At 45.4% G+C, this 23,776-nt stretch carries 38 protein-coding genes; 37 read left to right on the top strand and 1 reads right to left on the bottom strand.

The genetic code is table 11. The features are described 5' to 3' along the window. The 31 genes from rplD to ACTRDR_RS12835 form a co-directional block, all read left to right on the top strand. Positions 1 to 443, top strand: a 443-nt coding sequence (gene rplD / locus ACTRDR_RS12685) for a 50S ribosomal protein L4 (RefSeq protein ID WP_440527918.1), incomplete at its 5' end; no start/stop codon positions are given. Continuing rightward, entirely contained in the window at positions 443 to 742 is a 300-nt protein-coding gene (gene rplW, locus ACTRDR_RS12690; RefSeq protein ID WP_022154315.1) for a 50S ribosomal protein L23, read from the top strand. The genes rplD and rplW, both read left to right, overlap by 1 nt. Positions 743 to 821: 79 nt before the next feature. Next, complete coding sequence (rplB, locus tag ACTRDR_RS12695) at positions 822 to 1,664, top strand: 50S ribosomal protein L2 (RefSeq protein ID WP_022154314.1); 843 nt, start codon at positions 822 to 824, stop codon at positions 1,662 to 1,664. 16 nt (positions 1,665 to 1,680) lie between these two features. After that, positions 1,681 to 1,962 carry a 30S ribosomal protein S19 gene (gene rpsS, locus ACTRDR_RS12700; protein WP_117465471.1) on the top strand — a complete coding sequence of 94 codons (282 nt, stop codon included), beginning with the start codon at positions 1,681 to 1,683 and terminating at the stop codon, positions 1,960 to 1,962. A gap of 195 nt (positions 1,963 to 2,157) precedes the next feature. Further along, a complete protein-coding gene (gene rplV, locus ACTRDR_RS12705) occupies positions 2,158 to 2,547 on the top strand; it encodes a 50S ribosomal protein L22 (RefSeq protein WP_117465472.1) in 390 nt (129 codons plus the stop codon). Positions 2,548 to 2,569: 22 nt separating this feature from the next. Further along, the gene (gene rpsC / locus ACTRDR_RS12710; protein WP_022154311.1) at positions 2,570 to 3,229 is read left to right on the top strand and encodes a 30S ribosomal protein S3; all 660 of its coding nucleotides are present in this window, start codon (positions 2,570 to 2,572) and stop codon (positions 3,227 to 3,229) included. Beyond that, positions 3,229 to 3,660: a 50S ribosomal protein L16 gene (gene rplP / locus ACTRDR_RS12715; protein ID WP_022154310.1), complete on the top strand. Its 432-nt coding sequence runs from the start codon at positions 3,229 to 3,231 to the stop codon at positions 3,658 to 3,660. Before rpsC ends, rplP begins: the two co-directional genes overlap by 1 nt. Then, a complete protein-coding gene (gene rpmC, locus ACTRDR_RS12720) occupies positions 3,657 to 3,860 on the top strand; it encodes a 50S ribosomal protein L29 (RefSeq protein ID WP_022154309.1) in 204 nt (67 codons plus the stop codon). Before rplP ends, rpmC begins: the two co-directional genes overlap by 4 nt. A 30-nt stretch (positions 3,861 to 3,890) precedes the next feature. Further along, on the top strand, positions 3,891 to 4,145 hold the full coding sequence (rpsQ, locus tag ACTRDR_RS12725) for a 30S ribosomal protein S17 (RefSeq protein ID WP_022154308.1): 255 nt from the start codon (positions 3,891 to 3,893) through the stop codon (positions 4,143 to 4,145). A 77-nt stretch (positions 4,146 to 4,222) separates the two neighbouring features. Further along, positions 4,223 to 4,591 (top strand): 50S ribosomal protein L14, encoded by a 369-nt coding sequence (gene rplN, locus ACTRDR_RS12730; RefSeq protein WP_022154307.1) that lies wholly within the window; start codon positions 4,223 to 4,225, stop codon positions 4,589 to 4,591. A gap of 12 nt (positions 4,592 to 4,603) precedes the next feature. Then, complete coding sequence (rplX, locus tag ACTRDR_RS12735) at positions 4,604 to 4,915, top strand: 50S ribosomal protein L24 (protein ID WP_022154306.1); 312 nt, start codon at positions 4,604 to 4,606, stop codon at positions 4,913 to 4,915. Between the two features lie 23 nt (positions 4,916 to 4,938). Then, positions 4,939 to 5,478: a 50S ribosomal protein L5 gene (rplE, locus tag ACTRDR_RS12740; protein ID WP_022313402.1), complete on the top strand. Its 540-nt coding sequence runs from the start codon at positions 4,939 to 4,941 to the stop codon at positions 5,476 to 5,478. 18 nt (positions 5,479 to 5,496) lie between these two features. Further along, on the top strand, positions 5,497 to 5,682 hold the full coding sequence (locus ACTRDR_RS12745) for a type Z 30S ribosomal protein S14 (RefSeq protein WP_022154304.1): 186 nt from the start codon (positions 5,497 to 5,499) through the stop codon (positions 5,680 to 5,682). 289 nt (positions 5,683 to 5,971) lie between these two features. After that, on the top strand, positions 5,972 to 6,373 hold the full coding sequence (rpsH, locus tag ACTRDR_RS12750; protein ID WP_022154303.1) for a 30S ribosomal protein S8: 402 nt from the start codon (positions 5,972 to 5,974) through the stop codon (positions 6,371 to 6,373). A gap of 142 nt (positions 6,374 to 6,515) precedes the next feature. After that, on the top strand, positions 6,516 to 7,058 hold the full coding sequence (gene rplF, locus ACTRDR_RS12755; protein ID WP_440527924.1) for a 50S ribosomal protein L6: 543 nt from the start codon (positions 6,516 to 6,518) through the stop codon (positions 7,056 to 7,058). A gap of 20 nt (positions 7,059 to 7,078) precedes the next feature. Then, positions 7,079 to 7,447, top strand: coding sequence for a 50S ribosomal protein L18 (gene rplR / locus ACTRDR_RS12760; RefSeq protein ID WP_022154301.1), 369 nt, complete (start codon positions 7,079 to 7,081; stop codon positions 7,445 to 7,447). A gap of 21 nt (positions 7,448 to 7,468) precedes the next feature. Then, positions 7,469 to 7,978: a 30S ribosomal protein S5 gene (gene rpsE, locus ACTRDR_RS12765; RefSeq protein ID WP_117465474.1), complete on the top strand. Its 510-nt coding sequence runs from the start codon at positions 7,469 to 7,471 to the stop codon at positions 7,976 to 7,978. A 48-nt stretch (positions 7,979 to 8,026) separates the two neighbouring features. Next, a complete protein-coding gene (gene rpmD, locus ACTRDR_RS12770) occupies positions 8,027 to 8,212 on the top strand; it encodes a 50S ribosomal protein L30 (protein ID WP_022154299.1) in 186 nt (61 codons plus the stop codon). A gap of 21 nt (positions 8,213 to 8,233) precedes the next feature. After that, positions 8,234 to 8,674, top strand: coding sequence for a 50S ribosomal protein L15 (gene rplO, locus ACTRDR_RS12775; protein ID WP_022154298.1), 441 nt, complete (start codon positions 8,234 to 8,236; stop codon positions 8,672 to 8,674). After that, on the top strand, positions 8,674 to 9,987 hold the full coding sequence (secY, locus tag ACTRDR_RS12780; protein ID WP_176863042.1) for a preprotein translocase subunit SecY: 1,314 nt from the start codon (positions 8,674 to 8,676) through the stop codon (positions 9,985 to 9,987). The genes rplO and secY overlap by 1 nt, the downstream gene beginning before the upstream one ends. Positions 9,988 to 10,153: 166 nt before the next feature. Continuing rightward, the gene (locus ACTRDR_RS12785) at positions 10,154 to 10,795 is read left to right on the top strand and encodes an adenylate kinase (RefSeq protein ID WP_022154295.1); all 642 of its coding nucleotides are present in this window, start codon (positions 10,154 to 10,156) and stop codon (positions 10,793 to 10,795) included. A gap of 57 nt (positions 10,796 to 10,852) precedes the next feature. Beyond that, complete coding sequence (gene map, locus ACTRDR_RS12790; RefSeq protein ID WP_176863040.1) at positions 10,853 to 11,605, top strand: type I methionyl aminopeptidase; 753 nt, start codon at positions 10,853 to 10,855, stop codon at positions 11,603 to 11,605. Positions 11,606 to 11,653: 48 nt separating this feature from the next. Then, complete coding sequence (locus tag ACTRDR_RS12795) at positions 11,654 to 11,962, top strand: KOW domain-containing RNA-binding protein (RefSeq protein WP_440527927.1); 309 nt, start codon at positions 11,654 to 11,656, stop codon at positions 11,960 to 11,962. 32 nt (positions 11,963 to 11,994) lie between these two features. After that, complete coding sequence (gene infA / locus ACTRDR_RS12800) at positions 11,995 to 12,213, top strand: translation initiation factor IF-1 (RefSeq protein ID WP_022154292.1); 219 nt, start codon at positions 11,995 to 11,997, stop codon at positions 12,211 to 12,213. Between the two features lie 3 nt (positions 12,214 to 12,216). Then, a complete protein-coding gene (locus tag ACTRDR_RS12805; protein WP_440527929.1) occupies positions 12,217 to 13,503 on the top strand; it encodes a hypothetical protein in 1,287 nt (428 codons plus the stop codon). 101 nt (positions 13,504 to 13,604) lie between these two features. Continuing rightward, entirely contained in the window at positions 13,605 to 13,718 is a 114-nt protein-coding gene (gene rpmJ, locus ACTRDR_RS12810) for a 50S ribosomal protein L36 (RefSeq protein WP_031271335.1), read from the top strand. Between the two features lie 328 nt (positions 13,719 to 14,046). After that, on the top strand, positions 14,047 to 14,418 hold the full coding sequence (gene rpsM, locus ACTRDR_RS12815; protein WP_022154290.1) for a 30S ribosomal protein S13: 372 nt from the start codon (positions 14,047 to 14,049) through the stop codon (positions 14,416 to 14,418). Between the two features lie 76 nt (positions 14,419 to 14,494). Next, the gene (rpsK, locus tag ACTRDR_RS12820; protein ID WP_022154289.1) at positions 14,495 to 14,890 is read left to right on the top strand and encodes a 30S ribosomal protein S11; all 396 of its coding nucleotides are present in this window, start codon (positions 14,495 to 14,497) and stop codon (positions 14,888 to 14,890) included. 137 nt (positions 14,891 to 15,027) lie between these two features. Next, positions 15,028 to 15,621, top strand: coding sequence for a 30S ribosomal protein S4 (gene rpsD / locus ACTRDR_RS12825; RefSeq protein ID WP_022154288.1), 594 nt, complete (start codon positions 15,028 to 15,030; stop codon positions 15,619 to 15,621). 104 nt (positions 15,622 to 15,725) lie between these two features. Beyond that, on the top strand, positions 15,726 to 16,685 hold the full coding sequence (locus ACTRDR_RS12830; protein ID WP_022154287.1) for a DNA-directed RNA polymerase subunit alpha: 960 nt from the start codon (positions 15,726 to 15,728) through the stop codon (positions 16,683 to 16,685). 152 nt (positions 16,686 to 16,837) lie between these two features. Beyond that, entirely contained in the window at positions 16,838 to 17,443 is a 606-nt protein-coding gene (locus ACTRDR_RS12835) for a bL17 family ribosomal protein (protein WP_022154286.1), read from the top strand. Positions 17,444 to 17,580: 137 nt separating this feature from the next. Here the strand turns inward: ACTRDR_RS12835 and ACTRDR_RS12840 are convergent, their stop codons facing one another. Further along, positions 17,581 to 18,522: a M15 family metallopeptidase gene (locus tag ACTRDR_RS12840; protein WP_440527931.1), complete on the bottom strand. Its 942-nt coding sequence runs from the start codon at positions 18,520 to 18,522 to the stop codon at positions 17,581 to 17,583. A 226-nt stretch (positions 18,523 to 18,748) separates the two neighbouring features. Here ACTRDR_RS12840 and ACTRDR_RS12845 point away from each other — a divergent pair, with 226 nt between their 5' ends. The 6 genes from ACTRDR_RS12845 to rpsI all read left to right on the top strand — a co-directional run bounded on the left by ACTRDR_RS12845 (position 18,749) and on the right by rpsI (position 23,552). Further along, the gene (locus tag ACTRDR_RS12845) at positions 18,749 to 19,612 is read left to right on the top strand and encodes an energy-coupling factor transporter ATPase (protein ID WP_176863034.1); all 864 of its coding nucleotides are present in this window, start codon (positions 18,749 to 18,751) and stop codon (positions 19,610 to 19,612) included. Between the two features lie 47 nt (positions 19,613 to 19,659). Beyond that, positions 19,660 to 20,520, top strand: a complete 861-nt coding sequence (locus tag ACTRDR_RS12850; RefSeq protein WP_176863032.1) for an energy-coupling factor transporter ATPase — start codon at positions 19,660 to 19,662, stop codon at positions 20,518 to 20,520. 97 nt (positions 20,521 to 20,617) lie between these two features. After that, positions 20,618 to 21,427 carry an energy-coupling factor transporter transmembrane component T family protein gene (locus ACTRDR_RS12855; RefSeq protein WP_440527933.1) on the top strand — a complete coding sequence of 270 codons (810 nt, stop codon included), beginning with the start codon at positions 20,618 to 20,620 and terminating at the stop codon, positions 21,425 to 21,427. Between the two features lie 122 nt (positions 21,428 to 21,549). Then, a complete protein-coding gene (truA, locus tag ACTRDR_RS12860) occupies positions 21,550 to 22,329 on the top strand; it encodes a tRNA pseudouridine(38-40) synthase TruA (RefSeq protein ID WP_440527935.1) in 780 nt (259 codons plus the stop codon). A gap of 373 nt (positions 22,330 to 22,702) precedes the next feature. Beyond that, complete coding sequence (rplM, locus tag ACTRDR_RS12865) at positions 22,703 to 23,131, top strand: 50S ribosomal protein L13 (RefSeq protein WP_022154280.1); 429 nt, start codon at positions 22,703 to 22,705, stop codon at positions 23,129 to 23,131. A 25-nt stretch (positions 23,132 to 23,156) separates the two neighbouring features. Then, a complete protein-coding gene (rpsI, locus tag ACTRDR_RS12870) occupies positions 23,157 to 23,552 on the top strand; it encodes a 30S ribosomal protein S9 (protein ID WP_118503477.1) in 396 nt (131 codons plus the stop codon). Positions 23,553 to 23,776: the final 224 nt, after the last annotated feature.

Consider the following 23,776-nt stretch of genomic DNA (forward strand, 5'->3'; position numbering starts at 1 on the left):
GCGGAAGAAAGCCCTGGAGACAGAAGGGAACCGGTCATGCAAGACAGGGTTCAACCAGATCTCCCCAGTGGGCAGGCGGCGGCGTAGTATTCGCTCCCGTTCCCAGAGATTACTCTTTCAAGCTTAACAAGAAAGAGAAGAGAGCAGCTCTGAAGTCTGCACTGACCAGCAAGGTTCAGGGAAGCAGCCTGATCGTAGTAGATGAGCTGAAATTCGACGAGATCAAGACCAAGAACTTCGCCAATGTTATGAATAACTTAAAGGTGGAAAAGGGACTGGTAGTGATCGCTGATAACGATACTAACGTAGTTATGTCCGCTAGAAACGTAGCTGATGTAGATACCACCCTGGTAAATACCATCAACGTTTACGACGTAATGAAGGCTAAGACAGTTGTCCTGACCAAGGATGCTGTTGCAAAGATTGAGGAGGTATACGCATAATGGCTGATATTAAATACTATGATGTAATCCTCAAACCCGTTATTACCGAGAAGAGCATGGCTGGCATGGGCGAGAAGAAGTACACCTTCCTCGTTCACACCGAAGCTAACAAGTCTCAGATCAAAGAGGCTGTTGAGAAGATGTTCGAAGGTACCAAGGTTAAGAGTGTTAACACCATCAACATGGATGGCAAGAACAAGAGACGTGGAATGGTTACCGGCAAGACCGCTAAGACCAAGAAGGCAATTGTTCAGTTAACAGCAGATAGCAAAGAGATCGAGATCTTCGCAGGTCTGTAAGAGTAAAGCTACTGCTTAAGATTCAAGTATGCGGCACTTAAGTGCTCGCGCAAAAAATCATCGTAAAGGAGATACAGTAATGGGAATTAAGACATATAACCCCTATACACCTTCCAGAAGAAACATGACTGGTTCTGACTTCTCTGAGATCACTAAGACCTCTCCCGAGAAGAGCCTGTGTGTTTCCCTGAAGAAGAACTCCGGCCGTAACAATCAGGGTAAGATCACTGTAAGACATCGCGGCGGCGGTTCCAGAAGAAAATACAGAGTAATTGATTTCAAGAGATACAAGGATGGCATCCCTGCTACCGTAATCGGTATCGAGTACGATCCTAACAGAACAGCAAACATTGCGCTGATCTGCTACGAAGACGGTACCAAGTCCTATATCCTCGCTCCCGAAGGCCTGACCGACGGAATGAAGGTTATGAACGGTGCAGAGGCCGAGGTTAGAGTAGGTAACTGCTTACCTCTGTCCGAGATCCCTGTAGGTACTCAGGTACACAACATTGAGTTATATCCCGGCAAGGGCGGCCAGCTGGTTCGTTCCGCCGGTAACAGCGCACAGCTGATGGCAAAAGAAGGTAAGTACGCAACCCTGCGTCTTCCCTCCGGCGAGATGAGAATGGTTCCCCTGGTTTGCCGTGCAACTGTTGGTGTTGTAGGTAACGTTGATCATAGCCTGGTTAAGATCGGTAAAGCCGGACGTAAGCGTCACATGGGCATCCGTCCCACCGTACGTGGTTCCGTCATGAACCCCAACGACCATCCTCATGGTGGTGGTGAAGGTAAGACCGGTATCGGTCGTCCCGGCCCCAGCACACCTTGGGGTAAACCTGCTCTTGGTCTGAAGACACGTAAATCTAAGAAGGCTTCCAACAAGCTGATCGTAAGAAGACGTGACGGCAGAGCAATCAAATAGTTAAGGAGGAAAGATCATGGCTAGATCACTGAAAAAAGGACCTTTTGCAGACGCAAGCCTGTTAAAGAAAGTCGACGCTTTAAATGCATCAGGACAGAAGCAGGTTATTAAGACCTGGTCCCGTCGTTCTACAATTTTCCCTTCCTTCGTAGGACATACGATTGCTGTTCATGATGGTAGAAAGCATGTTCCCGTATACGTTACTGAGGATATGGTTGGCCACAAGCTCGGTGAGTTCGTTGCAACCAGAACCTTCAGAGGTCACGGCAAGGACGAGAAGAAATCCAAGGTTAGATAATTTAATTGTTGACCTGGAGCTTAAAATATGCTATCTTATATAGATGGCTGGGAGAGCTATGCGCTCTCCCGAGGGTCTTCCCTCGGAATTATATATTAAGATTAAGAGGAAAGAAGACGGGATATTTTTGTGCGCAGCACTTAGGAAACACACGGGTGCGTTGCGCGGTTTCAGTTTGAAAGGAGGACCAAATCTATGGCTAAAGGACATAGATCCCAAATTAAGAGAGAAAGAAACGCTCAGAAAGATACAAGACCTTCAGCTAAGCTGTCTTACGCAAGAGTATCTGTTCAGAAGGCTTGTTTCGTATTAGATGCCATCAGAGGCAAAGATGTACAGACTGCACTTGGTATTCTGGAGTACAACCCCAGATATGCTTCCAGCCTGATCAAGAAGCTGCTTGAGTCAGCGATCGCTAATGCTGAGAACAACAACGGTATGAATACCGAGAACCTTTATGTTGCAGAGTGCTTTGCAAACAAAGGACCTACCATGAAGAGAGTAAAGCCCAGAGCACAGGGCAGAGCTTATAGAATCGAAAAGAGAATGAGCCACATTACCATCGTTCTTGATGAGAAGAAGTAGGGAAAGGAGCTATTAAAAGTTTATGGGACAGAAAGTTAATCCTCACGGCCTGAGAGTCGGTGTTATTAAAGATTGGGATTCCAAGTGGTACGCTGATGCAGAGTTTTCTGATTATCTGGTAGAAGACTACAACATCAGAAAGTTCCTGAAGAAGAAATTATACAGTGCAGGTGTTTCCAAGATCGAGATCGAGAGAGCATCTGACAGAGTAAAGGTTATCATCTATACTGCTAAGCCCGGTGTTGTGATCGGTAAGGGCGGTGCTGAGATCGAAGTAACCAAGAAAGAGCTCTCCAAGTTAACTGATAAGAAGGTTATGGTTGACATCAAGGAGATCAAGAGACCTGACAGAGATGCACAGCTGGTAGCTGAGAACATCGCTCAGCAGCTGGAGAACCGTGTATCCTTCAGACGTGCAATGAAGTCCTGCATGGGCAGAACCATGAAGTCCGGCGCTATGGGTATCAAGACCTGCTGTTCCGGTCGTCTGGGCGGTGCTGATATCGCTCGTGCTGAGTTCTACAGTGAGGGAACCATTCCTCTGCAGACCTTAAGAGCAGATATCGACTACGGTTTTGCTGAAGCAAACACCACCTATGGTAAAGTTGGAGTTAAAGTTTGGATTTATAAAGGCGAGATACTTCCTACAAAAGGAAATCAGATGGAAGGGAGCGATAAATAATGTTAATGCCGAAGAGAGTAAAACGTCGTAAACAGTTCCGTGGATCCATGGCCGGAAAAGCTTCCAGAGGTAACACCCTGGCATATGGCGAATTTGGTCTGGTTGCTACAGAACCCTGCTGGATCAAGTCTAATCAGATTGAGGCAGCCCGTATTGCGCTTACCCGTTATACCAAGCGTACCGGTAAAGTATGGATTAAGATTTTCCCCGATAAGCCCGTAACTGTAAAGCCTCTCGGTACTCGTATGGGTTCCGGTAAAGGCGCTGTAGATTGCTGGGTAGCAGTTGTTAAGCCCGGACGTGTAATGTTCGAGATCGCTGGTGTTCCCGAAGAGGACGCTCGTGAAGCATTACGTCTTGCTATGCACAAGCTCCCTTGTAAGTGTAAGATCATTGCTAAGGCAGATGTGGAAGGCGGTGTGACAGAATGAAATCAAATAAATTTGTAGAAGAATTGAAGACAAAGTCCGATGCAGAACTGGCACAGGAGCTGGTAGCTGCTAAAAAAGAACTTTTCAATTTGAGATTCCAGAACGCAACCAATCAGTTAGACAATACTGCAAGAATCAAAGAAGTCAGAAGAAACATTGCACGTATTCAGACTGTTATCACCGAGAAGGCTAGAGCGTAACGCGTGGGTGCGTAGAAAGGAGATCAAACCGTGGAAAGAAATTTAAGAAAAACACGTACTGGTAAAGTTATCAGTAATAAGATGGATAAAACTATTGTAGTTGCAATCGAAGAGCATGTTAAGCATCCCCTTTACAAAAAGATCGTAAAGGACACCTACAAGCTGAAGGCTCATGACGAGAATAACGAGTGCAACATTGGCGATATCGTAAAAGTTATGGAGACAAGACCCCTGTCCAAGGACAAGAGATGGAGACTTGTTGAGATCGTAGAAAAAGCCAAATAAATTTGGCTTCGGCTAAATAAATTAGCACCGAATATTAAGTTTGTAAGAAACCGCGGAAGCGGTGAAGGAGGAATAACATGGTTCAGCAGGAAAGTAGACTGAAAGTTGCTGATAACACCGGCGCAAAAGAGTTACTTTGCATTCGTGTTATGGGCGGTTCTACCAGAAGATATGCACAGATCGGCGACGTGATTGTTGCTTCCGTTAAAGATGCAACACCAGGCGGCGTTGTAAAAAAAGGTGATGTAGTAAAGGCAGTTGTAGTTCGTTCCGTAAAGGGCGCTCGTCGTAAAGACGGTTCTTACATCAAGTTTGATGAGAACGCTGCAGTTATCATCAAAGATGACAAGACTCCCAGAGGAACCCGTATCTTTGGGCCGGTTGCAAGAGAGCTTCGTGAGAAACAGTTCATGAAAATTGTTTCCCTGGCTCCCGAAGTATTATAAGGAGGTTGCCACATGTCTACAATGAAAATTAAGAAGGGCGACACCGTTAAGGTTATCGCTGGTAAAGACTTAGGTACAGAGGGCAAGGTTCTCTCTGTAGACGTAAAGAATCATAAAGTCCTGGTTGAGGGCGTTAACAAGATCACAAAGCATGCAAAGCCTTCTCAGGCAAACCCCAATGGCGGTATTGTTGAGAAAGAAGCTCCTATTGATATTTCAAACGTTATGCTTGTTGTAAAAGGCAAGACCACAAGAGTTGGCTTCAAGGTTGAAGACGGCAAGAAAGTACGTTTCGCAAAGTCAACAGGCGAAGTGATTGACTAATCAATAGGAAGGAGGAAATATAAGTGAGCAGACTGAAAGATTTATATAACAATGAGATCGTCGATGCTATGACCAAGAAGTTCGGTTACGCTAATGTAATGGAAGTTCCCAAGCTCGACAAGATCGTTATCAACATGGGTGTTGGTGAAGCAAAAGAAAACGCTAAGATCCTTGAGAATGCAGTTGCTGATATGGAAGCTATTACCGGACAGAAAGCAGTTCTGACCAAGGCTAAGAATTCCGTAGCAAACTTCAAGATCCGTGAGGGCATGCCCATCGGATGTAAGACCACTCTGCGTGGTGAGAAGATGTATGAGTTCCTGGATCGTCTGGTTAACCTCGCTCTTCCTCGTGTCCGTGACTTCAGAGGCGTTAACCCTAACGCATTCGACGGCAGAGGTAACTATGCACTCGGTATCAAAGAGCAGTTCATCTTCCCTGAGATCGAGTACGATAAGATCGACAAGACCAGAGGTATGGATATCATTTTCGTAACAACTGCTAAGACCGACGAAGAGGCACGTGAGCTGCTGAGACTGTTCAACATGCCTTTCGCAAAGTAATCAAGGAGGTAAATTCTGATGGCAAAGACATCAATGAAGATTAAACAGCAGCGCAAACCTAAGTTCTCTACTCAGGCTTATACCCGTTGCAAGATTTGTGGTCGTCCCCACTCTGTACTGAGAAAATACGGAATTTGCCGTGTTTGCTTCCGCGAACTGGCTTACAAGGGCGAGATTCCCGGAGTTAAGAAAGCTTCTTGGTAAGGATGAAAAGTAATTCTAAGGCGTCAAAAGACGCCGCCTAAGAATTACTAAGTTTCATCCTCAAGAGAATTCCTTCGGAATTCTCCGGAGCGAAAAGAAAATCTAAGTTTCGCTCCTAAGAGAATTTTGCCATGCAAAATTCTTTGAGACGAAAAGAAATTCCTATGGAATTCTCCGGAACGAAAAGTTTTAACTTAGTTTATAAGAGTAATCTTATAATATAGATGGTATATACAAAGTGTATGTACTGAGCATGATTCAAGTCAAATAATAAGGAGGAAACTAAATCATGACAATGAGCGATCCTATCGCAGATATGCTTACAAGAATCCGTAATGCAAATACTGCAAAACACGACACCGTAGACGTACCTTCTTCCAAGATGAAGCTGGCTATTGCACAGATTCTGCTGGATGAGGGATATATTAAGAAGTACGACATCGTTGAAGACGGTGGTTTCAAGACCATCCACATCACTCTGAAGTACGGCGCAGACAAGAACGAGAAGATCATCTCCGGTATCAAGAGAATCTCCAAGCCCGGTTTACGTGTATATGCTGGCAAGGAAGATCTGCCTAAGGTTCTTGGCGGTCTTGGTATTGCTATTATCTCTACCAACCAGGGTGTTATCACCGACAAGAAGGCTCGTGAGCTTCAGGTTGGCGGCGAAGTATTAGCATTCGTTTGGTAAGGATGAAAAGATTTTCTAAGTCAGCAAAGTACGCTGACTAACAAAATCTATGTTTCATCCCTAAGAGAATTCCTGCGGAATTCTCCGTGGAGCAAAAAGAGTTTAGCAACTGTTGTAAGTTAGTAAATTAGGAGGTACGGGCATGTCCAGAATAGGTAGAATGCCAATCGCAATTCCTGCAGGTGTAACTGTAGAAGTTGCAGAAAATAATAAAGTGACTGTGAAAGGTCCCAAGGGTACTCTGGAAAGAGTATTACCCTCTGAGATGGAAATTAAAGTAGAAGGAGCAGAAGTTCTCGTAAGCAGACCCAACGATCTGAAGAAGATGAAGTCTCTTCATGGTCTGACCAGAACTCTGATCCACAACATGGTAGTAGGTGTTACCGAAGGCTATCAGAAAAAGCTGGAAGTAAATGGTGTTGGTTACAGAGCTGCTAAGTCCGGCAATAAGCTGACCCTGAACCTTGGTTACTCTCATCCCGTAGAGATGATCGATCCTGAAGGCATTGAAGCAGTAGTAGAAGGCCAGAACGTGATCATCGTTAAGGGTATCGACAAAGAAAAAGTTGGCCAGTACGCTGCTGAGATCCGCGACAAGAGAAGACCTGAGCCTTACAAGGGTAAGGGTATTAAGTATGCCGATGAGACCATCAGACGTAAAGTTGGTAAGACTGGTAAGAAATAATAGATAAGGAGAGTATGAAGATGGTTAGTAAAGAGTCCAGACAGTTAGTACGTGCAAAAAAGCACATGAAAATTCGTAACCGCTTCAGCGGCACTGCTGAAAGACCTCGTCTTGCAGTGTTCAGAAGCAATAATCATATGTATGCTCAAATTATCGACGATACAGTTGGTAACACTTTAGTATCTGCATCTACTCTTGAGAAAGAGATCAAGGCAGAGCTGGAGAAGACCAATAACGTTGATGCAGCAGCATATCTTGGAACTGTTATCGCAAAGAGAGCAATCGAAAAGGGCATCAAGGAAGTTGTTTTCGACCGTGGCGGTTTCATTTATCAGGGTAAAGTAGCAGCTTTAGCCGATGCAGCCAGAGAAGCTGGCCTGGAATTCTAGGAAAGGAAAGAGGAATACACCATGAAACACACAATCATAGATGCAAGCCAGTTAGAGTTAAATGATAAAGTTGTTACCATCAAGCGTGTAACCAAGACCGTTAAGGGTGGTCGTAACATGAGATTCACCGCTCTGGTAGTAGTCGGCGACGGCAACGGCCATGTAGGCGCTGGTCTGGGAAAGGCTGTAGAAATTCCCGAAGCTATCCGTAAGGGTAAGGAAGACGCTGTTAAGCACATCGTAGAGATCAATCTGGATGAGAACAATTCCATCACCCATGATTTCATCGGTAAGTATGGTTCTGCTAACGTTTTACTGAAGAAGGCTCCCGAAGGTACCGGTATCATCGCTGGTGGTCCCGCTCGTGTCGTTTGTGAGCTTGCAGGTATCAAGAATATCCGTACCAAGTCTCTTGGCTCCAACAATAAGCAGAACGTTGTTCTTGCAACTATCTCCGGTTTAAGCCAGATCAAGGCTCCCGAAGAAGTAGCAAAGAATCGTGGAAAGTCTGTTGAGGAAGTTCTGGCGTAAGCCGGATCTTCCCGTTAAGTTGACAGGGCCAACAGAAAGGAGTAGAGTATGGCAGACAAGAAGTTAAAGATCACTCTGGTAAAGTCCACCATCGGCGCAGTGCCGAAGAATAAAGCAATCGTGGAGTCTATGGGACTGCGTAAGATCGGCAAGTCCGTAGTACTGCCTGATAATGATGCAACAAGAGGACAGATCCGTCAGGTGAATCATTTGATCAAGGTAGAAGAAGCATAATCAGATAAGGAGGTGTTAGGAATGGAATTATCCAATTTAAGACCTGCAGAAGGTTCCAAACACAGTGATAATTTTAGAAGAGGCCGTGGACACGGTTCAGGAAATGGCAAGACCGCAGGTAAGGGTCATAAGGGACAGAAGGCTCGTTCCGGAGCTCCCAGACCCGGTTTCGAAGGTGGTCAGATGCCTTTATACAGACGTATTCCTAAGAGAGGTTTCACTAACAGAAACACTAAGGAAATCGTTGCTATCAATGTAAGTGCTCTGGAGTGCTTTGACAACGGTGCTACCGTTGATGTAAACGCATTAGTTGAAGCAGGAATCATTAAGAACCCCAGAGATGGAGTAAAGATCCTTGGAAACGGAGAACTTACCAAAAAGCTTGATGTAAAGGTAGATGCTTTCAGCGCATCCGCAAAAGAAAAGATCGAGGCTCTTGGTGGAACTGCTGAGGTGATGTAATGCTTACAACACTGAAAAACGCATTTAAAATCAAAGAAATCAGACAAAAGATTCTTTTTACACTGGGAATGTTAGTTGTGATCCGTATCGGATCACAGCTTCCCGTACCCGGAGTGGACACAAAGTTCTTTTCTCAATGGTTTGCCCAGCAGACAGGCGGTGCGTTCAGTTTCTTCGATGCCATTACAGGCGGTTCTTTCCTGAACATGTCTATTCTGGCATTGAATATCAACCCTTATATTACATCTTCCATTATCATGCAGCTGCTTACAATTGCTATTCCTAAGCTGGAAGAAATGCAGCGTGATGGTGAAGACGGCCGTAAGAAAATGGTCGCTATCACCAGATACGTAACCATAGCGCTTGCACTGATCCAGTCCACAGCAATGGCAATCGGTTTCGGCAGACAGGGCTATCTGATCGAGTTTAATGCTCTGAATGTAATTACCGCTATCACAGCACTTACCGCCGGTAGTGCTTTCCTGATGTGGGTGGGTGAACGAATCACAGAAAAAGGGATCGGAAATGGTATTTCCATCGTACTGGTGATCAACATCATTTCCAGACTTCCTCAAGACCTGAGCAATCTGTTTGAGCAGTTTGTGTTCGGAAAAGCTCCGGCAACCGCAATCCTTGCTGTCGTTATCATCTTCGCAATTATTATTGCCATGGTGGTAATGGTTATCATCTTAAATGATGGTGTCCGCAAGATTCCGGTACAGTATGCTAAGAAAATGCAGGGCAGAAAGATGGTCGGCGGACAGACCTCCAACATTCCGTTGAAGGTAAATACTTCCGGCGTTATTCCTATCATTTTTGCACAGTCCATTATGCAGTTCCCGATTATTATCTGTTCCTTTATCGGATATAACGGAACCGGTGTGTGGGCGGAGATCCTCAAGGGTCTGAATTCCGGTTACTGGTGCAAACCCAGCCAGCCGATTTATTCCCTGGGACTTTTGTTTTACATTGTATTGATTGTATTTTTTGCATACTTCTATACATCCATTACATTTAATCCTTTGATGATTGCCGATAATATGAAGAAGCAGGGCGGTTTTATCCCCGGTATCAGACCCGGTAAGCCGACCAGCGATTATCTGAATAAGATTCTGAATTATATCGTATTCATCGGTGCGATCGGTCTGATCATTGTATCTGTGATCCCGTACTTCTTCAACGGTGTGTTCGGTGCAAGCGTATCCTTCGGCGGTACCAGCCTGATCATTATCGTAAGCGTAGTACTGGAGACCATGAAGCAGGTAGAGTCTCAGATGCTTGTTCGTAACTACAAGGGATTCCTGGAAGATTAGTAGCATAACAGTAACCGGATGGTTTATGATCATCCGGTTATTTTTGTATTATGGGAAAATCTATTGCAAAAAAGCCGCATAAAAGTTAAAATATAAATGTTGGGCTGTATTTGTAGCTTATCCATAGAAGAGCAGAGCCTGCAACAGCAGGCAGATAGGAGCAGATATGAAGATTATCATGTTAGGCGCACCCGGCGCAGGTAAAGGTACACAGGCAAAAATGATCGCCGAGAAGTATGGAATTCCTCATGTATCCACAGGAGATATTTTCCGTGCAAATATCAAGAACGGAACTGAGCTTGGTATGGAAGCGAAGAAATACATGGATCAGGGTCAGCTGGTTCCCGATGAACTGACCGTCAAGATCCTCTTAGACAGAGTTGCACAGGATGATTGCAAGAACGGCTATGTACTGGATGGATTCCCCAGAACCATTCCCCAGGCAGAAGTACTGGACAAGGCACTGACCGAGCTGGGCGATGCAATTGATTTTGCAATCGACGTAAATGTTCCCGATGAGAATATCGTGAAGAGAATGTCCGGCAGACGCGCATGTCTGTCCTGCGGCGCAACTTATCATATCGAGCACATTCCTCCCAAGAAGGAAGGCATCTGTGATAAGTGCGGACAGGAATTGGTACTGCGTGATGATGATAAGCCTGAGACCGTATTGAACCGTCTGAAGGTATATCATGACCAGACCCAGCCGCTGATCGATTTCTATACCAAGAAAAATGTATTAAAGACCGTAGACGGCACCAAGGATATGAAAGAGGTATTTGCGGATATCGTAGCAATCCTTGGCTAAGAAAAGTCCGGATCTCTGACAAACAGCAGAAAAATCCGGAACGGAAAGGTGAAGAAAATGGCAGTAACTATCAAATCACAGCGTGAGATCGAGCTGATGAGAGAATCTTGTAAAATTTTGGCGGATGTATTCAGCCAGATGGAGAAGGCAGTACACCCCGGTGTATCCACTCTGGACATCAACAATCTGGGTGAGAAGCTGATCCGTGCCCACGGCTGCATTCCCAACTTTTTGAATTATAACGGATATCCGGCATCTATCTGTGTATCTGTGAATGATGAAGTCGTACATGGTATTCCTCACAAAGATCATATTCTTCACGAGGGTGATATTGTAAGTCTGGATGCAGGATTGATCTATAAGGGGTATCATTCCGACATGGCACGTACTTTCCCGGTAGGCCAGGTCAGTGAAGAAGCAAGACTTTTGATGGAGAGGACTAAGGGAAGCTTTTTCGCAGGCATTGAGATGGCAAAGGCAGGTAACCACCTGTATGATATTTCCAATGCAATTGATGCCTATATCAAGCCTTTTGGCTACGGTATCGTAAGAGATCTGGTAGGTCATGGTATCGGCACCAGCCTGCATGAGGATCCTCAGATCCCCAATTTCGCACAGCGCAGACACGGAATTAAGCTTCAGGCAGGTATGACCCTGGCGATCGAGCCTATGATCAACATCGGAAGACCGGATGTGGCATGGCTGGATGACGACTGGACAGTAGTCACCGAGGATGGATCCCTGTCCGCACATTATGAGAATACGGTCCTGATCACGGACGGCGAGCCCGAGATCCTGACCATGTATTAAGAGTAATCCACTGCGATTATAATGCGTAAGAAAGGTTAGACTTACGGTATGATAGGAGAACTTGCAACTTCAAAAGCCGGTCATGACAAGGACAGATTGTACCTGATCATCGGAGAAGAGGGTGACAGTGTATTTTTGTGCGATGGACGGCTTCGCGGTGTGACAAATCCCAAAAAGAAAAAGAAAAAACATATTCAGATCATACATTTTGCGGCTAAGGCAGGACTTATGCAGAAAGTGCAGCGACCTGCCGCAGACCGTGAAGAGGAGATCAATGAGCAGATCAGAAGTCATTTAAAAGAGTATCATGACAGAGTGGAACTATTGCAGCTTCTGAGAAGCATGAACAAGAACTAGAATCAAAAAGTAGAAAGCTATGGAGGAAATTTATGTCTAAAAGTGATGTAATCGAAATCGAAGGAACTGTTGTGGAGAAGCTTCCCAATACCATGTTTCGTGTAGAACTGGAGAACGGACACAGAGTACTGGCTACCATTAGCGGTAAGCTTCGTCAGAACTTTATCCGTATCCTTCCCGGAGATAAGGTGACACTGGAGCTGTCTCCCTACGATCTGAGCAAGGGACGTATCATCTGGAGAGATAAGTAAGCTATGGCTAAAAAAATACGCAGCTTTGCTGCGATTCTGGCGGTCAGTGCGGTAGTGGGAACCCTGCTTTTGGTATTGGTATTCCTGCTTCCCGTAGGTCCTATGCGTAAGAATGTGGAGAAAAGTGTCAGCGATATGCTCAAGACCGGCGATGAGATCCCGGAGGATGCTTTTTCCCAGTATTTGTGGAAGAACAGAGAGACTTATACCGATGCGATCATGGTGCAGAATGCCATAGAGAGATTACCGGATAAGAATGCCTATGAGCACGCCATGTGGATGTATCACTATGATCTGGAAGAGGATGTGTGGACACCGGAGGATTCCCTGAAGGCATTCTGCGAATCCCACGAGAATGTGAACAACATGTATCTTCACATCTATGCAAGATACTGGCATGGATATCTATTGTATCTGAAACCGTTGCTGCTGCTGTTTTCCTGGCAGCATGTGGTATGGTTGGAACTGTTGGCGCAGATCGCGCTTATGATCTGGGTACTGGTTACTGCGATACGAAAGAAAAATGTTTCGGTTGCAATCGTTACTTTGGGAAGTTTTCTCTTCATGAAGCCTGTGCTGGTACTGGTATCTCTGACTATGTCAGTATGCTGGATCCTGACACTTCTGGCAGTGGAATATATGCTGTTACACCATGATAAGCTACATGAAAGACAGCTCTATCCCGAGTTTTTCCTGATCGTCGGTATCCTGACTTCTTATTTTGACTTTTTGACGTATCCGATCGTCACTTTAGGAATTCCTCTGTGCTGTTACTTCTTATTAGAATGTGATAAGCTGTGGAGCAATATCAAGAAGCTGATTGGCTTCGGCATAAGCTGGGCAGTCGGCTATGCCGGCATGTGGGCAGCCAAATGGGTCATCGCAGATCTGACACTGCACACAGGTACGATCAAGGATGCCATCTGGTCCATCATCGGACGTACGGAAGCCATTGGTGGAAGACCCCGTATGAACGGCGGGTTCTATGTCATTGGACTGAATCTGCAGGAGTATCCCACATATATGGGAATCGCTGCAGGAGTTCTGGCAGCGGTGGCAGTGATACTGCTTGTGACAGTGTTCGTCAAGGGCAGATGGAAGGATGAGTATGCACAACTGCTTCCTTTAGTGATCTTGGCTGCAATTCCCTTTGCATGGATCGTTGCGGTACAGCATCATTCCGCGCTGCACGCGAGATTTACCTTCCGTATTTTAAGCGTAGCGGCGGCTGCAATCATTACTTTTATCGTTTTGATCGTAAAGCAGGCAAAAAGATCACAAAAAAGTTGAAAAAACTTAAAAAATATTGAAAAAAGCGCAAGAATACGCTTGCAAAGGAAAGACCGTCATGCTATAATGTAAGACGGTCTTTTTTGAAAGGAGGGTTTAACATGAAAGTTAGATCATCAGTAAAACCGATTTGCGAAAAGTGCAAAATCATCAAGAGAAAAGGACGCATCAGAGTAATCTGTGAGAATCCGAAGCACAAACAGAGACAGGGATAATCACCGCTTGATCGTCATTTGATCAGGTATGTGAGTTCTTGTCCGGTTATTATGTGCGGCTGAATTGATCATTATCAAAATATCAATTTTCATAATAGATTTGGATAGAGCTTACGGGAGATTACTTGTTGATACCATGACGAAAAGAATTAGACGCCTTCGTTATGGAAAGATCGGATCGTGTCCGATTGGGTGAGAGCCCCAATCAATTAGTAACTATTGGGCGTACAACTAACAGACCAAACGTACGCACACGCAACGAAAGTTGTGAGCGCAGAAATGTTGCGCAAAGCGTAAGAGATTACGCAGGAAAATGGAGGAAACGTAAATGGCTCGTATCGCAGGTGTAGACTTACCTAGAGAAAAACGAATTGAGATCGGTTTGACCTATATCTATGGAATAGGCAGACCTACTGCTGACAAGCTGTTGGCAGAAGCAGGTGTAAATCCTGATACCAGAGTGAGAGATATTACCGATGATGAGGTAAAGAAGATCAGTGAAGCTATCGAAAAGCTCGGCGTTATGGTAGAAGGTGATCTGAGAAGAGAAATCGCTCTGAATATCAAGAGACTTCAGGAAATCGGCTGCTATCGTGGTATTCGTCATCGTAAAGGACTTCCTGTTCGTGGTCAGAAGACTAAGACCAACGCAAGAACTCGTAAGGGACCTAAGCGCACGGTGGCAAATAAGAAGAAGTAATTGAGATCGAAATGTAACTGTGAGAGGGAAGCAAATGTAAGCATCCCCAGGAAATGAGAAAGTAGGTTAGTTTAAAATGGCTAAAAAAGTTGCAAAGAAAGTAACAAAAAAGCGTGTAAGAAAAAACGTTGAACGCGGACAGGCACATATTCAGTCTTCTTTTAACAATACAATCGTAACGTTAACTGATGCTGAAGGTAATGCTCTTAGCTGGGCAAGTGCCGGTGGTCTTGGTTTTAGAGGTTCAAAGAAATCTACTCCATATGCTGCACAGATGGCTGCTGAAACAGCAACAAAGGCTGCTCTTGTTCACGGATTAAAGTCCGTTGACGTATTCGTAAAGGGTCCTGGTTCAGGACGTGAAGCAGCAATCAGAGCTCTGTCTGCAAGTGGACTGGATGTCTTAAGCATTTGTGATGTAACTCCTGTACCTCACAATGGATGCCGTCCTCCTAAGCGTCGTCGCGTTTAGTGAGAATTCGTCAGAAGACGAAACAGTTAATTTTAATGAAGCAACATTAGAACAAGTTGGATGAAAGTGCCGCAGTGCGGCACTGTAAACAACCCTCGGAAGTCACTTCCGAAGTATAAAGAAGGGAAAATAAAAAAATGGCAGTAAATCGCGTACCTGTACTGAAAAGATGTAGAGCCCTTGGCCTTGAGCCTTCTTACCTGGGCTATGACAAGAAGTCTAACAGAACCTCTGCAAGAGCAGGCAAAAAGGTATCTGAGTATGGACTTCAGTTAAGAGAGAAGCAGAAGGCTAAGTTTATCTATGGCGTTCTGGAGAAGCCTTTCCGTAACTACTATGAGAAGGCTGATAGAATGAAGGGCATGACCGGTGAGAACCTGATGACCCTGTTAGAGAGCAGACTGGACAACGTAGTGTTCAGAATGGGCTTTGCAAGAACCAGAAGAGAAGCAAGACAGATCGTTGACCACAAGCATGTACTTGTAAACGGTAAGTGTGTAAACATTCCTTCTTACCTGATCAAGGCTGGCGATGTTATTGAGATCAAGGAGAGCGCTAAGTCCATGCAGAGATACAAGGATATCCTTGATGTAACTGCTGGAAGATTAGTACCCGAATGGATCGATGCTGATGTTGAGAACTTTAAGGGAACCATCAAGAATCTGCCTACCAGAGAGATGATCGATGTTCCTGTTGACGAGATGCTTATCGTCGAGTTGTACTCCAAGTAAGTTTTATTTAACCCCAATGAACATTTCCTGTGGAATAATATTCCATGGGATATTGTTCGTAAGAACATGTCAACATATAAAGTTCGCAAAGGAGGGTATTGGCAGTGTTTGATTTTGAAAGACCTAATATTGAGGTTAGCGAGATTTCAGAAGACAAAAAGTATGGTAAATTCGTAGTAAAACCCCTGGAAAGAGGCTATGGTATTACTCTGGGTAACTCCCTGAGAAGAATCATGCTGTCTTCCCTGCCCGGTGCTGCAGTGAGCCAGATCAAAATTGAAGGTGTTCTTCATGAGTTCAGTTCTATTCCCGGCGTAAAGGAAGATGTATCTGAGATCATTATGAACATCAAGAGCCTTGCTATCAAGAATAACAGCGAGACCAACGAGGCTAAGACTGCATATATCGAGTTTGAAGGCGAAGGTGTTGTAAGAGCTTCTGATATCCAGTGTGATCAGGATATTGAAATTCTGAACCCCGACCTTGTAATCGCAACTCTGAGCGGTAAAGACACCAAGCTTTACATGGAGTTAACTATTACAAGAGGCCGCGGCTACGTAAGTGCCGACAAGAACAAACACGAAGATTTACCAATCGGCGTAATTGCCATTGATTCTATCTATACACCTGTAGAGAGAGTTAACGTTACGGTAGAAAATACCCGTGTAGGTCAGAGTACTGATTTCGACAAGCTTACATTGGATGTATACACCAACGGAACCCTGGCTCCCGATGAGGCAGTCAGCCTGGCAGCTAAGGTGCTCAGCGAGCATCTGAACCTGTTCATCGACCTGTCCGAAAATGCTAAGACCGCGGAGGTTATGGTAGAGAAGGAAGACGACGAGAAGGAAAAGGTTCTGGAGATGAGTATTGACGAACTGGAGCTTTCCGTTCGTTCTTACAACTGCTTGAAGAGAGCAGGTATCAATACTGTAGAAGAGTTAACCAATAAGACTTCAGAAGATATGATGAAGGTTCGTAACCTCGGACGTAAATCTTTGGAAGAAGTTCTGGCTAAACTGAAAGAACTGGGATTACAGCTGAACCCCAGCGATGAGAACTAATTTCGGCTGAACATAAAAAGTTAGATTTCCGTATCCGGTAAGCCCAAAGTGTTCGGATGCGGTTTATCTCTAAATGGCAAAAAACAACGCATTCGGTAAGTAAGTCCAAAGTGCATGGCCGGATGTACCATGAATGGAGAAAGGAAATTATCATGGCAAAGTACAGAAAACTCGGCAGAACATCTGCACAGAGAAAGGCATTATTAAGAAATCAGGTAACTGCAGTGATCAACAACGGCAAGATCGTTACCACCGAAGCTAAGGCTAAGGAAGTACAGAAGATCGTTGACGGACTGATCGCTCTGGCAGTAAAAGAGAAGGATAACTTCGAAACTGTTAAGGTTACCACCAAGGTTGCCCGCAAGGACAAGGACGGCAAGCGCGTAAAGCAGATCGTTGACAAGGAGACCGGTAAGGTTCTGGCTGAGTCCCATCGTGATAAGGATGGCAAGCTGGTTAAGATCGAGAACGGTGTTACCGTTACTGTATACGACGAAGTTGAGAAGGAGATCAAGAAGGATCTGCCTACCAGATCTCATGCACGTCGTCAGATGCTGAAGGTTCTCAACCCCGTAGTTGAGGTTCCCGCTGATGCAGCAGGCAAGAAAAAGAACACCAAGGAAGTTGACCTGGTTGCAAAGCTCTTCGATGAGTATGCTCCCAAGTATGCTACCCGTAAGGGTGGTTACACCAGAATCGTTAAGATCGGTCAGCGTAAGGGTGACGCAGCTATGACTGTTGTTCTGGAGCTTGTTTAAGCTACGAGCAAAGTAAGGATAAAAAGAGACAACCGCGAGGGAATGCTTGCATTCACTAGCGGTTGTCTTTTTTTAGACTTATTTGGCGACAGCCGTACAACGGGGGGATGCTCTGCATTCCCTCGTTGCTTTGCCGCTTACTCCACTACCTTCTGAAAATGTTGGTAATCCTTGCAGGAGTTCCAGTGTCCACCCCAGGTGAAGCCATGCTGCTTAAACAGCTGATAGCACAGATCATTTTCATCAATTTTGTAGGGGAAGGAAGCGGTTCTGTCTGCGTATGCGGAAGCATTTGCAGGAGATACCTTTTCGCTGCCATCCTTATTGTAAGTAATATAAGGATTATAAAAGGGATTGATATCAATTGCCAGCCCTAATGCATGCTTAGACAGGGAGGAAGTTCCTTCCACCGGGCGGTAGTTGAAACAGGAGGTATTGTTGTCCTCCATGGATGCGAGGTCGTCCCCATCATATTCATCGATCAAAAGTACCTTTTCCAGCTGATATTCATTGCAATACAGCTCGTAGAAGATCTCTGTCAGGTCCTGCGCGATCACTTTGTTGCAGATCAATTCCCCTTCTGCAGGATTTCCTTCAAAATCATAATGCCTTATGTGCACATAGCGCAGATCATCATAGCCGATTTCGACAGATTTCAACAGTGTTTCCGAAGAACTATCGGAGTTATCCACAGTGGCGGGATAAGAAACACCTGTTATGTATCTCTGTAATTTTTCGGATAACGGCTCATAATAGAAGCCGTCGGACAGCGTGGTCCGCTGGTCGGCCAACAGTTCTCCATTCAGTGAATATCCTGTCAAAACAGCAGTTTCCGCCATGGAAGATTCTTCCTGCAAGTTTTCTGTCGCATTTGCTTTGGAATTGTCGACGGCCGGAGTAGACTCCGGAGTAGGAGACGGCTCTGCCGTCTGATAAGCCAGGGAAGGATTGTCCGCTGCATAATCTCCCAGAGTGTAGGAACTGTGCTGGGATACCCTTAGCAGTCCTCCGGCAACGACAGTGATGAGCGCAAGAATACCCACCATCTTCCATATTTTATTGCGATCGATCGGATTCATAGAATGCCTCCTCGTTTTATTTTCTGAAATTTTTAGCAGTAGAAAGATACAAGCATAACTATAAAGGTTTTTTGAAAGCAGTACAAGAGATTTTGAAAAAGTCGGCTCAGTTCCCTGTTAAGTGTTGTAAATCTGTGCATAATCTAGTAAAATAGGAGCGATATCTTGTAAAAGCAGAAGATAGCAGATTCTCCGGCACTAAGCGAATATGGAATGGAGATTATTTATGGAGATCATTAAAGCAGATAATGTAGTATATGAATATATTCGTCGGGATGAAGAGGGAAATGTGGAAGGGATCACAAGAGCGGTGAATGATGTTTCTCTTGATATAGAGCAGGGACAGTTCATAGCCATCCTCGGACATAACGGTTCCGGCAAGTCTACCCTGGCAAAGCATATGAATGCCATCTTAAATCCGACAGAGGGAACGCTCTGGGTCGATGGTATGGACACGAAGGATGAGGACAACATCTGGAAGGTCCGTCAGACAGCCGGTATGGTTTTTCAGAATCCGGATAACCAGATCATAGGCCAGGTAGTGGAAGAAGATGTGGGATTTGGCCCGGAGAACATGGGGGTCCCCACGGAGGAGATCTGGCAGCGTGTGGAAGAGAGCTTACGTGCGGTAGGCATGTACGAATATCGAAAGTATTCCCCGAATAAGTTGTCCGGTGGGCAGAAGCAGAGAGTGTCTATTGCCGGAGTACTGGCCATGCATCCCAAATGCATCGTATTGGATGAGCCGACTGCCATGCTGGATCCCAGTGGACGTAAGGAGGTCATCCGTGCAGTCCGTGGATTGAATCAGGTGGAAGGCGTTACGCTGATCCTGATCACCCATTATATGGAAGAAATCATTCATGCCGACAAGGTATTTGTCATGGATGAGGGGAAAATTGCGATGCAGGGTACACCCCGGGAAATCTTTTCGCAGGTGGAGCAGCTGAAAAAGCTACGGCTGGATGTGCCGCAGGTAACGCTGTTATCGTATGAATTGCAGAAACGCGGAATTCCGCTGCCGGATGGCATATTGACAAGAGAAGAGCTGGTCAGTGCACTGGGCTATGGGAAAACCGACAGAAAATAGTGACAGGGACAGCAGCGAATGAAAGTACCCGGGAAAGGATCGACAAAATGTCTATCATATTAGATCATGTGAATTATGTATACGGTGAAGATACACCGCTGGCAGTTCATGCCCTGAACGATATCTGCCTGAAGATACCGGATGGACAGTTCATTGGTATCATTGGACATACCGGTTCCGGTAAGTCCACGCTGATGCAGCATATGAATGGATTGATCCGTGCTACCGGCGGACATATCTATTTTAACGGAGAAGATATCTACGACAAGGATTATGATATGAAGAAGCTCCGTAGCAAGGTAGGACTGGTGTTCCAGTATCCGGAGCATCAGCTGTTTGAGATTGATGTATTCAGCGATGTCTGTTTCGGACCGAAGAATCTGGGACTTGATAAAAAGGAAGTGGAGCTTCGAGCATACGATGCTCTGAAAAAAGTAGGACTGCCGGATGAGCTTTTCTATCAGTCTCCCTTTGAACTGTCCGGTGGGCAGAAGCGTCGTGTGGCGATCGCCGGAGTGCTGGCAATGAAGCCGGAAGTGCTGATCCTGGATGAGCCCACTGCCGGGCTGGATCCCAAGGGAAGAGATGAGATTTTACAGCAGATCAAAAAGTTGCAGACAGAAACCGGACTGACCATTCTGTTAGTATCCCACAGCATGGAAGATGTCGCGGAGTATGTGGATCGTATTATCGTCATGAATAAGGGAAGCGTCATGTACGACAACACGCCCAGAGAAGTATTCAAACATTACAAAGAGCTGGAAGAAGTAGGACTGGCGGCACCGCAGGTGACCTATATCATGCATGATCTGAAAGCACGGGGCGCGGATGTGGATGTAGATGCCACAACGATCGAAGAGGCTGCGGAAGAAATTGCAAGAGTCTGGAAACAGAACAATCAGAAGTAATGATTTGAACTGCAATGCTCAAATTGCAGCATGAGCAGAGAGAAGATACGAGTTCTGACCCGACAGGAGACGGGCAGAAACTCTGGTGAGGAGCAATATGCTTAGAGATATTACATTAGGACAATATTATCAGACGGAATCATTGATTCATAAGATGGATCCCCGGGTAAAGCTGGGAGGTACCGTTTTATTTATCATTTCCCTGTTCTTTTTCAAAAATTATACAGGATATGTGATCGCGGCCCTGTTTCTTGGCCTAGTGATCCGACTGTCTAAAGTACCGCTTAAATTCATGATAAAAGGAATGAAGACCATAGTGATGCTGATGCTGATCACAGTGGTGTTCAATCTCTTTCTGACACCGGGAACACCGTTACTTACGATCTGGAAGCTGACCATCACGCAGGAAGGTCTGAAGATGGCCATTTCCATGGCTATCCGCCTGACACTTCTGATCATTGGATCCTCTGTGATGACGCTGACCACCACGCCGAACAATCTGACAGACGGTATGGAGAAAATGATGGGACCCTTAAAGGTATTCAAGGTGCCCGTACATGAAGTGGCCATGATGATGTCCATTGCACTTCGTTTTATACCTATATTATTAGAAGAAACGGATAAGATCATGAAAGCGCAGATCGCCAGAGGTGCAGATTTCGAAAGCGGCAATATATTCAAACGTGCCAAGGCAATGGTGCCCCTTTTAGTACCGCTGTTTATCTCCGCATTCCGCAGAGCCAACGATCTTGCCATGGCAATGGAGGCCAGATGCTATCGCGGCGGAGAGGGCAGGACGAAGATGAAGCCGCTGATCTATCATAAGAGAGATTACATTGCTTACGGCTGTATTGCTGCATATATGGTGATCAGCATTGTGGTAGGAAGGTTACCGTTTTTACCGTAAATTTTTACTGTAAAACAATAATGCCCATAACAGATAGTATATCGTCAAATACAGGAAAGAATGCCGGGGAACCTAAGACAGGTGGCAGGAGAGAAAGCAGGTGACATACAGTGGAATCGGAAATGACAATGGAACAGCTGTCAAAGCGGCCGGAAAAAGAAAAAAAGCGTGTCCGCCTGACCGTGGCGTACGACGGTACGAACTACCATGGCTGGCAGATCCAGAATAACGGGATCACCATCGAAAGCGAATTGAACCGGTGCCTGACCGATCTGTTGCAGGAGCCCGTTGAGGTCATCGGAGCCAGCCGGACAGATTCCGGAGTACATGCACTGGGAAATATCGCTGTGTTTGACACCACCAGCCGGATGCCTGCGGAGAAAATATCGTATGCGCTGAACCAGAGACTTCCGGAGGACATTCGGATACAAAAGTCCGAACAGGTGCAGGATGACTGGCATCCCCGCAGATGCGACAGCCGCAAGACCTATGAATACCGGATCTACCGGGCACAGTTCCCCATGCCGGTGAAACGTTTGTATTCGCTGTTTACTTATTATGAACTGGATGTGAACCGGATGCAGGAAGCGGCGGCTTATCTGGAGGGAGAACATGATTTCAAAAGCTTCTGTCAGACCGGCGCCCAGGTAGAATCCACCGTACGCACCATTTATTCCGTGGAAGTGGAAGAGCAGGGAGAAAATGATCTGGTGATCCGCGTCTGCGGTAATGGCTTCCTATATAATATGGTAAGGATCATTGCCGGAACCCTGTTAGATATCGGACAGGGCAAGCGGGATCCCATGGATATTTTCACGATCCTCGAGGCAAAAGACCGCAGTGCAGCGGGACCTACCGCACCGGCCCATGGACTGACACTGATGAAATACGAGTTTTTGTGACTGTCATCCGCAATGCTGAGTTATTGTGTTTTCCGTCACTGCGTGACTATCTTAGCTCATATATAGGCATCTGGTTCATAGAATGTCAAAAACAGCGCTTTGTGTGCAATACCTAATCGTTGGTTCGGTTGTTTTACGGCTGAACTGTAAAAAGTTTTAAAATTATCTTGACACTAATTGCTTGGTGCCATATAATATATGACTGTGACAGTGTTTCAATATGCCAAGTCAAAGCCCCGACGAAGCATTGAAATATAGTATTCAACCGTTTTGGAAAGAAGTAAAATGTAGCCGGACATCTGCAGATTACCATCGGACCAGAACACTGAAAAAGTCGATCAGGAATCGGCGAAAGTAATATGGAGGGAACATAATGAAAACATTTATGGCTAGTCCAGCTACAATCGATAGAAAATGGTATGTAGTAGACGCTACTGACATGACCTTAGGTCGCCTGGCATCTGAGGTTGCTAAAGTGCTGAGAGGCAAGAATAAGCCTATCTTCACTCCCCACATCGACTGCGGTGACAACGTTATCGTTATCAATGCTGAGAAGATCAAAGTAACCGGTAAGAAGATGGACCAGAAGGTATATTATCATCATTCCGATTACGTTGGTGGCTTAAAAGAAGCTACCCTGAGAGAAAAATTAGAAAAGAAGCCTGAGCAGGTAATCGAGCTTGCAGTTAAGGGCATGCTTCCCAAGGGACCTTTAGGAAGACAGATGTTCACCAAACTTCACGTATATGCAGGACCTGAGCACAAGCATGAAGCTCAGAAGCCTGAAGTACTGACATTCTAAAGGACTGAGAGGAGGAAAATAAATCATGGCTAAAACAGAAAGATACTACGGAACCGGTAGAAGAAAGAAATCCATCGCCAGAGTATATTTAGTACCCGGTAATGGTAATATTACAATCAATAAGAGAAGCATTGATGAGTACTTCGGTCTGGAGACTCTGAAGGTTATCGTTCGTCAGCCTCTGGCAGCTACTGAGACTGCTGAGAAGTTCGACGTTCTGGTTAACGTTCACGGTGGCGGATACACCGGCCAGGCTGGTGCAATCAGACACGGTATTTCCAGAGCTCTGCTTCAGGTAGACGGTGATTTCAGACCCGTTCTGAAGAAGGCTGGATTCCTTACCAGAGACCCTCGTATGAAGGAAAGAAAGAAGTACGGCTTAAAGGCTGCTCGTCGCGCACCTCAGTTCAGCAAGAGATAATCGACTGCTCAGACTATATCAAAATGGTTCAAAAACCCCGGAAAATCAAGGATTTCCGGGGTTTTCTTATACCTAAGCGGGTGACAAAAGTTTGACCTCATTTGACCAAACGAGAGCCGTTTTCACCCAATTTTTAGTGGTTAAATATAGGACAACCGGCAAAAATGGGGTCAAAAAACGGCCTTAGTGGTTAAAAAATAGGACAACCAGAGAGCAATTTCGGG

Origin of the sequence: Simiaoa sp. (assembly GCF_051972595.1) — a bacterium.
GTDB lineage: Bacteria > Bacillota > Clostridia > Lachnospirales > Lachnospiraceae > Acetatifactor > Acetatifactor hominis.